This is a genomic window from Legionella taurinensis, assembly GCF_900452865.1.
Taxonomy (GTDB): Bacteria; Pseudomonadota; Gammaproteobacteria; order Legionellales; family Legionellaceae; genus Legionella_C; species Legionella_C taurinensis.
Genome location: NZ_UGOZ01000001.1, coordinates 1,429,356 through 1,443,322, shown reverse-complemented (window position 1 = coordinate 1,443,322; position 13,967 = coordinate 1,429,356). Strand labels below are relative to the sequence as shown.

The following is a 13,967-nucleotide window of genomic DNA, read 5'->3' as shown; positions in this document are numbered from 1 at the left end:
AATCCCTTACGCCCGCTTTATTTTCCCAGTGAAAACTAATTTTTTTGTAAAGACCCGCGCCCCTTGCTCTAAAAAAACACGCCCTGTGCTATATTAAACCTGATACATAAATAACAGAGCAGCCCCATGATTAAATTAATTGCCACAACAAGCTGTATCACTCTGTCCTTACTCTCCAACGCCTATGCGGTCGAATGCAAAGATTATGATAACAAGTCGTTTACGGTCAAACCCAAAACCATCACGGTTTATAATAATTCGGAAACAGTCATCTATCCGGTCATCTCCACCAGTAAAAACGCCGTGAATGAATGGATTCAAGGATGCCTGCGCACGTCCTCCCCTTATCCAACCGAGAAAGTGTACAAATTGTATGTCAATGAGGATCAGGGCATCGCGCCCGGCTCCTCGGTGACCATCACCCTGCCCCTGTTCAGTCAGATTGCCAATGGCAAGTACATTACCTGGTGGAATGGCGGACGCGTTGTGCTGGCTGATAAATCAGAAAACCTGCGGGATAGCGGCGACCAACGCCTGAGTGCCAAGACAGAAGGCGTCTCCTGCTCCGGGAAGGGGACTGCATGCACGCTGACCATTTATTCAAGCGACACGCAATTTCCTGAGAATATTTATGCCCAGCTTTCCGAATTCACCTTTGGGGATTCCATCATTCCCCCAGGTCAAAGCGTCAGGCTTTTAAAACCGGAAAATGTCGGGTACAACATTTCCTATGTGGATCACGTGTACCTCCCGATTGCCATTGGCCCTAAAAATAACCCCTACATCGGCTACAGCGGTTCGACGCAGTTGTTATCGGATTTCAGGAATCACCTGGAACAATTTTTAAATACCGACATTGGCAATGGCTGGCCAGTCTATAACCTTGACGAATTAAAACTGCCAGGCGGATACAATATATTTGCCCAACGATTTGGCACGCTCCCCCCCACAGACAACGCTCCAGTCAAACCCAAAGACGGTTTCCCGCCCGTATTAACCGTTAAAAAATGCCAGGATAAATCCAAGGGCGATCAATGCAGTGAGGAAGAGAAAAAATCGCTTCATTTTGGTCAGGCTGTGCAACGGATCCAGAACCTCTGGGGCTCCTGCGTCACATGGGACGAAGACATAAGCCAGTACGTCAAGGAACAGGTGAACTGCCCCGAGGAGTTGCAGAAAAAATTTGATCTGGTTCAGCGATTCTTCAAGCAAAATCACAACCAATATGTCGCCTTGTTCAATGCAGGCCAGTGCAAAGTGGATAGCAATGTCACGAAACCCGTCCCCTTTAACTACTGGGAGGCCATGAAACACATTTACGGTTGGGTGCCCTTCAATGAAGGCTGCGGTGCAGCAGCCAATCCCCTGGCCTCAACGGCAAAAGTCGATGGTAAGGGGCATGCCGAAATCCAGTCCATGTACATCCATGAACTGCAATACAATTACCAGGGAACGACAGACAACTCGTTTCTTTTTAACCCTTACGTTAAATTGATTCATGCACCCGATTACCTCGCCATGGATGCCTATGGGTTTTCCGTGGATGATGCAGTGGGCTTCATGAGCGAGCTGGGCGATGGATTGATTTTTACGGTGGGAGGTCCAAGTGGACTCGAGAACAAACATCAATTTAACTATGCAGATGGTTTTTCAGTGGCCATGGGCGTGCCTCAGGTGATGGTGAATAATATCAGCACCCCGCTGTTGAAAAAATACGGTGTCTGTACGTTTAACCAGGCCGCTGACAACCTGTCCTGCAGCACAGTGAATCAAAATGTCATCATGCCGGGCAATAGTCAGATTGCCGGCTTCCGAGTGGGTAATGTGGCCAGTTACCCTATCAAGGTCAGCTTCACTGACATCAACGACAATGTGTATACCTTTGTGGTTAACGCCAAATTCGACAAATGCCCTGATTCGGCCAATCCGTCCCAATGCCCGTTTAACAAATCCGAGATAGTCGATAAGGCGAGCTGTACGGTGGTGGATAAGCGGGGCCAGAAACACCCCAAATCCAGTCAATGGTGTAACGGGGCAAATCCTAATCAGTCCAGGGAAAAGCAAATCACTAAAAATTTCATCAGCTTTCCCCAGCCGGTTGATTACATGAATTAGGGGGGCAATGGGCTTTGGCCGTGAGAGCATCCCTCTCGCGTTGCGAGAGGGAGTTCATGTGGAAACTTCCCTTACACCTCGGATCGGGTCATCATTAAAACAATTCAGGACTGCGTTTAAAAACGCGATCCAGGGCCATCAGACTTTCCAGTAAAGGTTTCATTTTATCCAGAGGCCAACTGTTCGGTCCGTCACTCAGTGCCTTGTCCGGATCAGGGTGCGTTTCCATGAAAAGACCTGAGATCCCGGCTGCCGTTGCGGCTCTGGCTAATACAGGCACAAACTCACGCTGACCGCCTGACATGCCATTGTTGCCACCAGGCAATTGCACGGAGTGGGTCGCATCAAAAATCACCGGGCACTGGGTTTCGCGCATGATCTGAAGTGAGCGCATGTCCGAAACCAGGTTGTTATAACCAAAGCTCACGCCCCGTTCACACACCATGATTTGCTCGTTGCCAGTGGCTTTGGCTTTCGCCACCACATGTTTCATTTCCCAGGGCGAAAGGAACTGTCCCTTTTTGATATTGACCGGCTTGTTCATCGCGGCCACTTTTTGGATAAAATTGGTCTGGCGGCATAAAAAGGCGGGAGTTTGCAGCACATCAACCACGCTCGCCACTTCCAGTAACGGGGTATCTTCATGCACGTCGGTTAATACTGGCACACCAATCTGCTGCTTCACTTTCTCCAGAATGAGCAAGCCTTTTTCAAAACCCGGTCCACGGTAGCTGCTCACCGACGAACGGTTGGCTTTATCAAACGACGACTTGTAAATAAAGGGTAACTGCAATTCCTGACAGAGTTCCTTTAAATACCCGGCCGTCTCAAGCGCCATGCTCTCGCTTTCGATCACACAGGGGCCCGCAATTAAAAACAACGGGGCATCCAGCCCGGCTTTAAAACCACATAAGTTCATGCTTTATCCTTTTCTTGGTGATAGTTGCGTCCCGCCAATACAAATTGCTTAAACAGCGGATGGCCATCACGCGGCGTGGAAGTAAACTCGGGATGGAATTGACAGGCAATAAACCAGGGATGATTAGGCAGCTCTATCATTTCAACCAGCAGCTTGTCCCCTGAGCGTCCGGAAATGACTAATCCAGCCTGAGTCAACTGGTCAATGTATTGATTATTGACTTCATATCGGTGGCGATGACGCTCCATAATCTGCTCGTTATTTTCATAAACGCGGTAAGCCAGCGATTGAGGGTCGAGCAGACACGCCTGGGCGCCAAGGCGCATGGTGCCGCCGAGGTCAGTGTGTTCATCCCGGACATTGATGCGGCCATCAGCTTCAGCCCATTCGCTGATTAAACCAATGACAGGATGAGGCGTCTTGTTGTTGAATTCAGTGGAATTGGCACCCGTCAATCCCGCGACATGGCGAGCGAACTCAATCACAGCTGTTTGCATGCCAAGGCAAATGCCCAGGAAAGGCACGCCTTTCTCACGCGCATACTGAATAGCGCTAATTTTGCCTTCGATGCCTCGCGGACCAAAACCGCCAGGCACTAGAATGGCATCCACATCGCTTAACTGGTCAATCCCCTGTTTTTCAATCTGCTCAGCATCGATGTAAACAATCTCCACTTTGGTCTGGGTATGAATACCGGCGTGCAACAGGGCTTCGTTAATGGATTTGTAGGCGTCATTCAATTCGGTGTATTTACCCACCATGGCGACTTTAATGGTCTTGTTCTGCATGGCCTGCTTTTCAACCACTGTTTTCCACTCGCTTAAATCAGCAGGCTTTAACTCAAGATTCAGTTTTTTAACCACGATTTCATCGAGCCCCTGCTCATGCAGAATCATCGGAATCTGGTAAATGGTTTTGGCGTCTTCAAGGGAGATAACCCCTTCCTTTTCGACGTTGGTGAACAAGGCAATTTTTTCCCGATCACTCATGGACAATGCCTTTTCAGAACGGCAGATAAGGATGTCAGGCTGTATCCCGATGGAACGGAGTTCCTTGACGGAATGCTGGGTAGGCTTGGTCTTGGTTTCTCCCGAGGTAGGAATATAGGGAACCAGGGTCAGATGAATAAACAGGGCATGCTGGCTTCCCAACTCCATGCGCATCTGACGAATCGCTTCCAGGAAAGGGAGGGATTCAATGTCCCCGACCGTGCCACCAATTTCAATCATGGCAATGTCAAAACCTTCCGCACCCATCTTAATCGAACGCTTGATTTCGTTGGTAATGTGCGGAATAACCTGAACAGTACCCCCGAGGTAATCCCCGCGCCGTTCTTTTTTAATCACCGTCTCGTAAATTTTCCCGGTGGTGAAGTTATTCCTTTTTGTCATGGTTGTACGAACAAAGCGTTCATAATGGCCAAGATCAAGATCCGTCTCAGCGCCGTCATGCGTCACAAACACTTCGCCATGCTGGAAAGGGCTCATGGTGCCAGGATCAACGTTAATGTAGGGATCAAGCTTAATGAGGGTAACGCTTAACCCGCGTGCTTCAAGAATTGCGGCTAATGAAGCGGCTGCGATGCCTTTACCTAAAGAAGAAACTACGCCGCCGGTGATGAAGATATAATTTGTCATAAGTGACCCCGTTTGGAATGCTGTCCGCCTGGATGGCGAAGTAATTAATTTTGCATATAAACGGGATTTAATTTTAGCAAAAGAAGAGCATAAATAACACACTTTTTTATTAAAAGCCGCTATAAATCCTAATCAACCCGCTTAAAGTCCGTGCGTTTAAAGTTGTTTGAGTATGGTATGCATGGCTATCGCGCAATCGGCTGCATCCTGTCCTTTATGGCCGTGACGCCCGCCCAGGCGATCCCAGGCCTGCGCGTCATTTTCAGTGGTTAATACCCCAAAAACAACGGGCAGGTTATAATCCAGCGCTACCCGCTGGCAGCCATTGCTGACCTGTTCACAGACATAGTCATAATGCGTGGTTTCGCCGCGAATAACAGCCCCCAGAGCAATAATGGCTTGCACCTGCCCTTTTGCCGCGAGGCGTTGGGCAGCCAACGGAATTTCAACAGCGCCAGGCACCTCCACAATCAGTAAATCATGGTCATGAAATCCTGCCTGCAATAAACGCTCCATCGCGCCTTTCTTTAATTCAGCGGTTACATCGCGATTAAACTGGCTTACCACTAAGGCCACCGGAAAAGAAGGGCTTCGTTCAGCCGTTGTTTCATCAATCAGTTTCATTCAGTCATCCTAATCCACAGTCATTAAGTGACCCAGCCGGGTTTGCTTGGTCTTTAAATAGTTACGATTCTCGTTTGAAGGCTCAATGGCTAACGGCACGCGTTCGCTGATGGTTAAGCCAAATTTCCTGATGCCCTCAAGTTTTTGCGGATTATTGGTGATTAAGCGCAGAACATCAATGCCTAAGTACTTAAGAATCTGAAAACCGATGGCGTAGTCGCGGTTATCGGCCGGAAATCCCAGTTTTAAGTTGGCATCCACGGTATCCAGACCCTGCTCCTGCAGGGCGTAAGCTTTTAATTTATTAGCCAAACCAATACCGCGTCCTTCCTGACGCAAATAAATCAGCACACCGCCCTCTTTGGCAATCAGGCTTAAGGAACGCTGCAATTGCGCGCCGCAATCGCATTTGCAGGAACCAAACACATCCCCGGTAATGCACTCGGAATGAATGCGCACCAAAGGAACCTGATTGGCAACCACCGGTTTTTTTACCAGGGCAAAATGTTCGGCATCATCCAGTTCGTTGCTGAATACGGTCATGGAAAAAGGCCCGTGATCCTGCAGGGGAATGGTGGTTTCTGCGGCGGCATCCACCAGTGTTTCATGGCGTATGCGGTAATCAATCAGGTCACGGATAGTGACCATGGGGATATCGTGCTGTTGTGAAAAAACAGCGAGCTCGTCACGGCGGCTCATGGTGCCGTCATCGTTGATGATTTCACAAATCACCGCAGCCGGCGTCAATCCGGCAAGCCTTGCCAGGTCGACACTGCCCTCAGTCTGGCCCTGACGCTTCAATACGCCACCTTCTTTCGCGCGCAACGGAAAAACATGCCCCGGGGAAATAATGTCAGCCGCGCTGCTGGCCGCATCAATAGCGACCTGAATGGTGTGGGCACGATCATTGGCGGAAATGCCCGTTGACACCCCGCGGGCAGCTTCTATGGAGACGGTGAACGCCGTGCCATACGGCGAGCGGTTATGGGTAGCCATCATGGGCAACTGCAATTTATCGATCAGCTCCCCCGCCATGGGCAGGCAGATTAAACCGCGCCCAAATCGCGACATGAAATTAATGGCTTCTGGCGTGGCATGCTGCGCCGCAATCACCAGATCCCCTTCGTTTTCACGATTTTCATCATCAAGGAGCATGATCATGCGCCCTGCCTTTAAAGTGTCGATTGCGTGCTCAATACTGGCAAAAGGACTCGTCATGAATAAACCTCATTCTTTAACTGGCCCGAAATGCTGAGTTGATGAGCAACAATTCGAGTCAAATAATCAAATTCCACGTTAAAACGATGACCGGGTTTAAGGTCTCCCAGGGTCGTCACCTTGAGTGTATGCGGCACCAGCATCAAATGAATGGCCTGCGGGGTCACCGCGTTAATGGTCAAACTCACGCCATCCAGGGTAATGCTGCCCTTGGGAAGCAGGTACAACCGGGCATCCGCACCAAACTCATTCACCTGAATTTCATAATAGTCACCGACGTTCTTCATTGCGGCTAACCCGGCTGTCGTGTCGACGTGGCCGCTGACATAGTGGCCGCCAAACCGGGTATGCGCCAGCATGGCACGCTCGAGATTAACTAAATCCCCTGCCTTCAGCTGGCCCAGGGTTGTTTTAGCCAGTGTTTCGGGTGAAACATCAAACACCAGACTCAAGGCGTCCTCTGACTTATGAGTCAGGCAGACGCCGTTCACTGCAATGCTCTCACCGCTTTGCAGCGTCTTAAATGGCGAGTGCAGGCACAGGCGCCTGCCCCCCGAAGCCGGCTCGTTACTTATCACCTGCGCTTTTTCTTCTATAAGTCCGGTAAACATCACTTCTCCAACCAATCCAGACGCAATATCATATTGTCTTCCTTCGCCTGCCACGAGACGGAACGCCTGCCCTTTAAAATCTGACCGCCATGATAACCATTGCCTGCGGATTCACCTAATACTTCAGGCACGAGATAAACCAGCGTGGTATTCACCAGGTGTTGCTCATGAAGGGCAGAAAACAACCGCCCACCGGCTTCAACCCAGACGTCGTGATAGCCTAAAGCCCCGAGCTGCGCAATCACGGCGCTCAAATCCAGACCGCCTTCCCGGCTGCTGATGGCATGGTAGGTACAATGGGGAAAGGGGTTTTTCACGGCGACCGTTTCGTCGTGAAAAACATGGCAATACTCGGCGGTAGTAAAAACAGACGCATCAGCGGTTAAGCCGAGGGTGCGATCCAGGATGGCAATGGGCTTTGGGCCAGTGTATCCGGGCAAGCGCACATCAAGACGGGGATTGTCGTTACGGACAGTCTTTGCCGTGGTTAACAGAATGTCGCTGTGAAGCCGTTGGGTGTGAGTGAATTCGGCGCAGGCGTCATTGGAAAGCTGCACCCTTTCACCGTTAGGCCCCCCGATTTTGCCATCGAGGCTTTGTGCTATTTTCGCGGTAACCCAGGGCTTTTTTGTGAGCGTCCAATGGGAATAACTTTGATAAAACACATCAATTTCAGGCAAAGGACAGGCCATGACCTCAATGCCATGCTGACCTAACAAGGCTGGGGTATTATTGGCCGCCACCAGGGGGTTGGGGTCGGCAAATCCATAAACAACCCGCCCGACGCCTGCCTGAATAATGGCCTCGACACAGGGCGGCGTTTTTCCCCAATGGTTGCAGGGCTCGAGGGTGACGTACAAGGTCACATCCTCCAGATTGCCAGACAATTGCTTAAGCACTTCCTGCTCGGCATGCGGTTTCCCTGCCCCGGCGTGATACCCGGCAGCAAGAATCATCTGCCCGCGCACCGCCACGGCGCCGACACTGGGATTGGGTGCACAAAAACCCCTGCCTAACCTTGCCTGGTCAAGCGCTTTAAGCATAAAGGAATTGTGCATAGTTAAACCGATGACTCTAAAAATCCAAACATGATAACAAATTATTCAATTTCTGAGTAGTATTGATCATGAAAACACAAGGGAATCCCTCGGTTTGTCAGGGATTTATGTTAAATTTTTGCCATGGCCGACGGACTGTTTTATTATAATCCATGGTTTTTCCCGGATATCAACGAGAGGATGAGGAATGACACGCCGTTTTCAAAGGGTTACAGGGAGATTCATCCGTCATGCGCTCACGCTGGTTATCATCCTCTCCATGAGCTTTGGCAACAGCACAGCGCAGGCATTCAGTCCCTACTCGACCAGTGAGCTTGAGGAGCTTGAAAAGGAATTCAGGCAATTGATTAATCAATCGGATCTCGTGGTCCGCACCCCGCTCGCGACGCAATACATTAATCATTTAGGTAAACGCTTATCCCAGTTTGCCCGCATGCCCCTGCCCTATTTTTTCATTGTTAAATCCAATGAAATCAACGCCTTCGCAGGTCCCGGCGGCTATATAGGCATCAATACCCAACTGATTCTTGCCACCCAGAATGAAAGCGAACTGGCCGCGGTGATGGCGCATGAAATTGCCCACGTCAGGCTGCACCACCTTTATCGTATGATTCAACATCAAAAACAAATGCGCGTCCCCATGCTGGCCTCCATGCTCGCCGCCGTGGCACTGGGCGCCATCAACCCAACGCTCGCCGGCGGCGCCATGATGGCATCGATTACCGGGTTTGCCCAGGACAATATCAATTTTACCCGTGCCAACGAGAAAGAAGCGGATCGTATCGGCATTGCCATGCTCATAAAAGCGGGGTTTGATCCGCGCGGCATGGCGGGTTTTTTTAAAAAAATGCAGGAAGCCACCCGCTATTATTACACGGACAACATCCCTGCCATTTTACGCACCCACCCGCTGGATGAGGATCGCATTGCCGAAGCAGAGAACCGCAGCGGCAACGTTAAGCATAAAAATTACCCCGACAGCCTTGATTATCATTTGTTTAAAGAACTCATCCGCAACAGCCTCGCGGAAAACAGCAAACAGATGCTGGATTATTATCAGAAGGAATGCCGGCGGCATAATACCGCAGCGGCCTGCGAGTATGGGCAAAGTCTGGCCTTGATGAAAGCCAATCAGTTTAGCAATGCCGAACTTCAATTGACCCGTCTGACCACCGAAAATAAAGACAATCTTTTTTATCAGGTGGCCATGGCCGAAGCCGAGGCAGGCAATCGGCAGTTTAATGCGGCGTTAAAACGACTGAAGGAATTGCAATCCAATTACCCCGAGAATTACGCCGCCCTGATGGCTTATGCCGAGGGCCTTCTTGCTGCCGGACAAGCCGAACAGGCCACGGCCATCCTGTTAAAGGGATTTCGTCAATTCAAGCGCGACCTGCCCCTGTGCGAAACCTTAGCCCAGGCGCAGGCGGCCTCCCGGCAGAAAGGGTATGCCTATTTTACCCAGGCCCAATGCAATCTGCTGCAGGGGCGATCGCGGGATGCCCTGCGGCAATTGAACGTGGCTAAAAAGATGGCAGGAAACGATCACTACCTGGATGCCCGCATCGCTGCCTTGAAAGACGACATCCGGTTTATGGTGGAGCAATAAGTCCATATATAGACTAAATGAAAAAAATAATCTATATTTAGACCAAGGAACAGCCAATAGGGACAGCGACGATGATACCTTTTACCGCGAATACCCCATTAACCATGAATGATTTGCAAGCCGCCTTTAAAGCAGTCGTGACCATCCTTGAAAAATGGCGCTGCAGCACCGAAGAAATGCAGACGCTCCTGGGTTTAAAACGCTCCACCCTGTTTAAATACAAAAGCGATCCGGACAAGGCCCTGATAAGCCGTGATTTGGCCGAACGTTTATCCTATCTTTTGAATATTCATGCTGCATTGCGCATCCTCTTTTCCCATCCCGAATCGGTGTATGGGTGGGTTCGAAAGCCGAACCATGCGCCTTTTTTCAATGGCCAGTCCGCGATGGCCATCATGATGCAGGGCCGTGTGGTCGACTTGTGGTCCATTGCCAGCCGTTTAAATGCAGAGCGAGGCGGTAAAGCATGATGTCCCTCATTGACACACTGGAAAAGACCGGGTTTGCGTCACAGCGCTGCCATCGATTAATTCCTTCCAAATTTCCTCCGATCTCACTGTTTGAGGATGTGGCGGATGCCGCGGAGTTCGAAGCCTTGTATAAGGTGCAGTCCCTGACGAATCCGCGTATTCAGGATGAAGTCGGCAATTTAAGCCTGCTGCCTGCAAAAGAAAGGGTGTTCGGCACCACAGGAAGCGGTTTTATCATGGCGGCCTTTACCCACACCAACCCCGACGGCAGCCGTTTTTCCAATGGCGATTATGGCATTTTCTACGCGGCGGAACGATTGGAAACGGCAATCGCTGAAACGGTCTATCATCGTCAGCGCTTTTTACAATACACCCATGAGCCGGCTCAGGAAATCGACATGCGAGGCCTTGTGGCGCAGTTTAACGCAACCCTCTACGACCTGTTGCCGCTTAATCCAGAAACGCATCCGGTTTATCATCGGACGGATTATCAATTCGGCCAGGGTCTTGGCGCCGCGGTTAAGAAGCGCGGCGATGATGGTCTTGTTTATCATTCCGTGCGCGGTGAAGGCAAGAATTTTGCCTTGTTTCGACCAAAAACCCTACTCAGCTGTAAGCAGGGAAGCCACTACAGTTATGTCTGGGATGGACAAGCGATCACCCTGGTTTATAAAAAATCCCTGGCGGCCAAAACGGCAGAAACGATACCGGTTTAATCCAGGCCGAGCTTTTTCAGACGGTACCTTAATGTTCTGAAACTGACCCCTAACAGTTTAGCCGCCGCCGTGCGATTCCATTTGGTTTTTTCAAGCGCGCTTAGAATCAACTCTTTCTCATGTTCGTACAGCGATCCGTCGAGGTTTTTCGGCACCGGGGCCGCAGGCTGCGGTACGGCCTTTTCTTCAACAGGCATGACAGGGGCTGCCGGTAAATGCAGATCCTCCACGCTGATGGTATTCCCTTCGCACATCGCCATCGCCCGTTCCAGAATGTTTTCGAGCTCGCGCACGTTACCGGGAAAATGGTAATTCTGCAGGGCCTGAATACAAGCCTTGGACAAGGGTTCCATGGGCCGATGCTGCTCAGCGGCCAAATGCTGCAATATGTGGTTGGCCAGCAGTGGGATATCCGATAATCTTTCCTGGAGAGTCGGCACCCGCAATTCAATCACATTGACACGATAATACAAATCCTGTCGGAATCGGCCGCAGGCAATTTCATTCTGCAGGTTTTTATGACTTGCGCTCAAAATCCGCACATCAACAGGGATTTCATTGTGTTCGCCTATGGGTTTAATGGCTTTTTCCTGAATCGCCCGCAACAACTTCACTTGCATGGCTAAGGGCAGTTCGGCAATCTCATCCAAAAAAAGGGTGCCGCCATTGGCTGCCACAAACAGGCCGGACTTGTCGCCGATGGCGCCGGTAAAGCTGCCTTTTTTATGGCCAAAAAATTCCGATTCCATGAGTTCCGAGGGGATAGCGCCGCAGTTTACCGGAATAAAGGGTTTTTCGGCACGCGGACCCTGGTTGTGAATCAACTGCGCCACCAACTCCTTGCCTACCCCGGACTCCCCAAGAATAAAGACAGGCGCCTGACTGCGAGCCAATTTACCAATGTTTTGCCTCAATTCCTGCATGATGGGGCTATTGCCGAGCAGCACATCATCGCGTGAAACCATGGGTTTTTGCTGCATGGACAATGCCGTTTTTACCAAATCCTTAAGCATGGGAAGATCGATGGGCTTGGAAACGTAATCAAACGCTCCAGCTTTAAGCGTATTGACCGCACCGTCCACGTTACCGTAGGCCGTGATGACGGCCACTGGAATCTGAGGGCGGCTTTTTTGAATGTATTTTACCAGTTCAATGCCGTCACCGTCGGGGAGGTGCATGTCTGTAAGGACCAGGGAGTAATCCTCTGAATTGATAAAATGAATGCCTTGCTGATAAGTATTGGCCGTATCGCAATTTAAGCCCATGCGCTTTAAGGTTAGCGACAACAGTTCACAGATGTCCGGCTCGTCATCCACCACAAGGATCTTGGTCTTACTCATAATAGCATCTCACTTGCCTGATTTAAGGTGATGGTAAAACAACACCCTTGGTCCCTATTCGTCACATTTAAGCTGGCCTGATTGATTTCGCACAGGTCACGGGCAATGTAAAGGCCCATGCCGTAGCCGGTTCTGACCGTACTGAAAAATGGATCAAAAATAGCATCCATGACGGATTCTTTCACGCCCGGACCGGTATCACAGACCATTAACTGCGTATTTTGCTCCGTTTGCCTGGCTTTGATGGTAATTTCTGCCTGACCTGTCTTATTTTTCCCGTGTTGAATGGCATTATCACAAAGTATAACCAAAATTTGCTCAAGTTGGCTTTTATCGAAATGAAAAGGCAAAAGGGGGGTGTCTGGCAGTTCGATTTGAATTAAACAGGCCGAATGACTGCAGAAATCCTGCTTGAACTGAGTAAGAAAGGAAGCTAAATCAATGACTTGTTGTTGTGATTGCTCCCTTCTTGACAGCTGCATGACATTTTTAATCACCCGATTCATGCGATGGCAATTATTGATAATCAATTCTTTAAGCCGCAAATCCTCTTCAGTGAGGGTATCATTTTCACCCATCAGCTGCACGGCATGCGATATGGCCCCCAGAGGGTTACGCAATTCATGAGCAATGCTGGCGGAAAAACGACCTAAAGACGCCAGTTTCAATTGCTGTGCCTGCTGTGAAACCGCACTCATGTCGTCTAAAAGGATTAAAACCGCGACCTTTGTCCCGACCTGCGTCGGAAAAAAATGAACCCTCAGGTAAGGGTCGTTAATGATGGTTTTGGCGGGACGGAAACTATCCGTGATTTTTTTGAGGTAGTCCTGGTATTTTTTATCCAAACTTGGCGACAACTGCTCAATGGTCGCCAAATTCAGGGTTTGCAGGCAATTGAAAAATTGACGCGCCGCCCCATTAATTAATTTGATTGTCTGATTGGCATCGACATAAATGACACCGGAATGCAGTCGCTCGACAATGTATTCATTGATTCGCTGCATGCTGGCCAATTCGTGGCTGCGATGCACAGCCAGTGTTTCGCTGGCGCGGACGCGGTTGGCTAAGTACCAGGCGGTAATTGCCGTGGCAAAAATCCCAGCGCCATGAACCCCACTGTAAAAGAAGGTGCTTAAATTATCCGAGTCACTGTGGATGTATTGCAGGATACTGAAACCCAACAATATGCAACTGGCAATGGATGCAAAAAAAATGGCCAGACGTCCGGGCACCAGAATACTTAACGCGGCAATGGTCGCATTCAACAGGATGCCTAGCCAGGAACGGGTATTGCCAAGCAGACTGATGAGTAAAGCCTGAGCAATGATGTCCATGGTTCCCGAGATGATGACCTGCGTCTTGAAGCCGGGTCGATGAAGGTACTGTAAATAAAGAAAGAGCAGCGCCATCACCAGATACATGGTATTCAGTGCAATAAATGGCCAGTTGTACTCGTGAAAACCAAGAGCATCGTAGATTAATATACCAAAAAAGAGCAGCACACAGCCGAGGCGGTAAAAGTGATAGACAAACAACAGTCGCCATTTGGAAGCCAGATTTCTTTCTTCATGTTGTGGATCAAGCATCCTGTTATCCTGATAGGGGCGCTTAAACCGGAGTCCCTTTACCCTGAATTGTTCTATTTATCGT

The 13,967-nt window shown here is 49.9% G+C and carries 12 protein-coding genes; 4 read left to right on the top strand and 8 right to left on the bottom strand.

Features of this window, described 5'->3' with window-relative positions; translation table 11 throughout:
• Positions 1 to 126: 126 nt before the first annotated feature.
• The gene (locus DYE45_RS06730; protein WP_115300655.1) at positions 127 to 2,115 is read left to right on the top strand and encodes a hypothetical protein; all 1,989 of its coding nucleotides are present in this window, start codon (positions 127 to 129) and stop codon (positions 2,113 to 2,115) included.
• A gap of 94 nt (positions 2,116 to 2,209) precedes the next feature.
• Here the strand turns inward: DYE45_RS06730 and kdsA are convergent, their stop codons facing one another.
• From kdsA to ribD, 6 genes are all read right to left on the bottom strand, one after another.
• Entirely contained in the window at positions 2,210 to 3,034 is an 825-nt protein-coding gene (gene kdsA, locus DYE45_RS06725; protein WP_115300654.1) for a 3-deoxy-8-phosphooctulonate synthase, read from the bottom strand.
• Entirely contained in the window at positions 3,031 to 4,671 is a 1,641-nt protein-coding gene (pyrG, locus tag DYE45_RS06720) for a CTP synthase (RefSeq protein ID WP_115300653.1), read from the bottom strand. Before pyrG ends, kdsA begins: the two co-directional genes overlap by 4 nt.
• Positions 4,672 to 4,827: 156 nt before the next feature.
• Positions 4,828 to 5,295, bottom strand: coding sequence for a 6,7-dimethyl-8-ribityllumazine synthase (ribH, locus tag DYE45_RS06715; protein ID WP_108291847.1), 468 nt, complete (start codon positions 5,293 to 5,295; stop codon positions 4,828 to 4,830).
• 9 nt (positions 5,296 to 5,304) lie between these two features.
• A complete protein-coding gene (locus DYE45_RS06710; protein WP_108291849.1) occupies positions 5,305 to 6,513 on the bottom strand; it encodes a bifunctional 3,4-dihydroxy-2-butanone-4-phosphate synthase/GTP cyclohydrolase II in 1,209 nt (402 codons plus the stop codon).
• The gene (locus DYE45_RS06705; RefSeq protein WP_115300652.1) at positions 6,510 to 7,124 is read right to left on the bottom strand and encodes a riboflavin synthase; all 615 of its coding nucleotides are present in this window, start codon (positions 7,122 to 7,124) and stop codon (positions 6,510 to 6,512) included. Before DYE45_RS06705 ends, DYE45_RS06710 begins: the two co-directional genes overlap by 4 nt.
• Positions 7,124 to 8,182 (bottom strand): bifunctional diaminohydroxyphosphoribosylaminopyrimidine deaminase/5-amino-6-(5-phosphoribosylamino)uracil reductase RibD, encoded by a 1,059-nt coding sequence (gene ribD, locus DYE45_RS06700; RefSeq protein WP_108291853.1) that lies wholly within the window; start codon positions 8,180 to 8,182, stop codon positions 7,124 to 7,126. Before ribD ends, DYE45_RS06705 begins: the two co-directional genes overlap by 1 nt.
• A 259-nt stretch (positions 8,183 to 8,441) precedes the next feature.
• Between ribD and DYE45_RS06695 the strand changes: the two genes are divergently transcribed.
• The 3 genes from DYE45_RS06695 to DYE45_RS06685 all read left to right on the top strand — a co-directional run bounded on the left by DYE45_RS06695 (position 8,442) and on the right by DYE45_RS06685 (position 10,977).
• A complete protein-coding gene (locus DYE45_RS06695; protein ID WP_242602640.1) occupies positions 8,442 to 9,791 on the top strand; it encodes a M48 family metalloprotease in 1,350 nt (449 codons plus the stop codon).
• A gap of 71 nt (positions 9,792 to 9,862) precedes the next feature.
• Positions 9,863 to 10,261, top strand: coding sequence for an MbcA/ParS/Xre antitoxin family protein (locus DYE45_RS06690; RefSeq protein ID WP_108291857.1), 399 nt, complete (start codon positions 9,863 to 9,865; stop codon positions 10,259 to 10,261).
• Positions 10,258 to 10,977 (top strand): RES family NAD+ phosphorylase, encoded by a 720-nt coding sequence (locus DYE45_RS06685; RefSeq protein ID WP_242602633.1) that lies wholly within the window; start codon positions 10,258 to 10,260, stop codon positions 10,975 to 10,977. Before DYE45_RS06690 ends, DYE45_RS06685 begins: the two co-directional genes overlap by 4 nt.
• Here DYE45_RS06685 and DYE45_RS06680 read toward each other — a convergent pair.
• Together DYE45_RS06680 and DYE45_RS06675 are read right to left on the bottom strand one after the other, a co-directional pair.
• A complete protein-coding gene (locus DYE45_RS06680) occupies positions 10,974 to 12,317 on the bottom strand; it encodes a sigma-54-dependent transcriptional regulator (RefSeq protein ID WP_115300650.1) in 1,344 nt (447 codons plus the stop codon). The two genes, DYE45_RS06685 and DYE45_RS06680, sit on opposite strands and share 4 nt — an antisense overlap.
• Positions 12,314 to 13,903: a sensor histidine kinase gene (locus DYE45_RS06675; RefSeq protein WP_115300649.1), complete on the bottom strand. Its 1,590-nt coding sequence runs from the start codon at positions 13,901 to 13,903 to the stop codon at positions 12,314 to 12,316. Before DYE45_RS06675 ends, DYE45_RS06680 begins: the two co-directional genes overlap by 4 nt.
• Between the last annotated feature and the right edge of the window lie 64 nt (positions 13,904 to 13,967).

Excerpts from the sequence above, each read along its gene's own strand:
- DYE45_RS06685 (WP_242602633.1), top strand. The coding sequence starts at position 10,258 with ATGATGTCCCTCATTGACACACTGGAAAAGACCGGGTTTGCGTCACAG.
- DYE45_RS06680 (WP_115300650.1), bottom strand. The coding sequence starts at position 12,317 with ATGAGTAAGACCAAGATCCTTGTGGTGGATGACGAGCCGGACATCTGT.
- ribD (WP_108291853.1), bottom strand. The coding sequence starts at position 8,182 with ATGCACAATTCCTTTATGCTTAAAGCGCTTGACCAGGCAAGGTTAGGC.
- pyrG (WP_115300653.1), bottom strand. The coding sequence starts at position 4,671 with ATGACAAATTATATCTTCATCACCGGCGGCGTAGTTTCTTCTTTAGGT.
- kdsA (WP_115300654.1), bottom strand. The coding sequence starts at position 3,034 with ATGAACTTATGTGGTTTTAAAGCCGGGCTGGATGCCCCGTTGTTTTTA.
- DYE45_RS06690 (WP_108291857.1), top strand. The coding sequence starts at position 9,863 with ATGATACCTTTTACCGCGAATACCCCATTAACCATGAATGATTTGCAA.
- DYE45_RS06675 (WP_115300649.1), bottom strand. The coding sequence starts at position 13,903 with ATGCTTGATCCACAACATGAAGAAAGAAATCTGGCTTCCAAATGGCGA.
- DYE45_RS06695 (WP_242602640.1), top strand. The coding sequence starts at position 8,442 with ATGAGCTTTGGCAACAGCACAGCGCAGGCATTCAGTCCCTACTCGACC.
- DYE45_RS06730 (WP_115300655.1), top strand. The coding sequence starts at position 127 with ATGATTAAATTAATTGCCACAACAAGCTGTATCACTCTGTCCTTACTC.
- ribH (WP_108291847.1), bottom strand. The coding sequence starts at position 5,295 with ATGAAACTGATTGATGAAACAACGGCTGAACGAAGCCCTTCTTTTCCG.
- DYE45_RS06705 (WP_115300652.1), bottom strand. The coding sequence starts at position 7,124 with ATGTTTACCGGACTTATAGAAGAAAAAGCGCAGGTGATAAGTAACGAG.
- DYE45_RS06710 (WP_108291849.1), bottom strand. The coding sequence starts at position 6,513 with ATGACGAGTCCTTTTGCCAGTATTGAGCACGCAATCGACACTTTAAAG.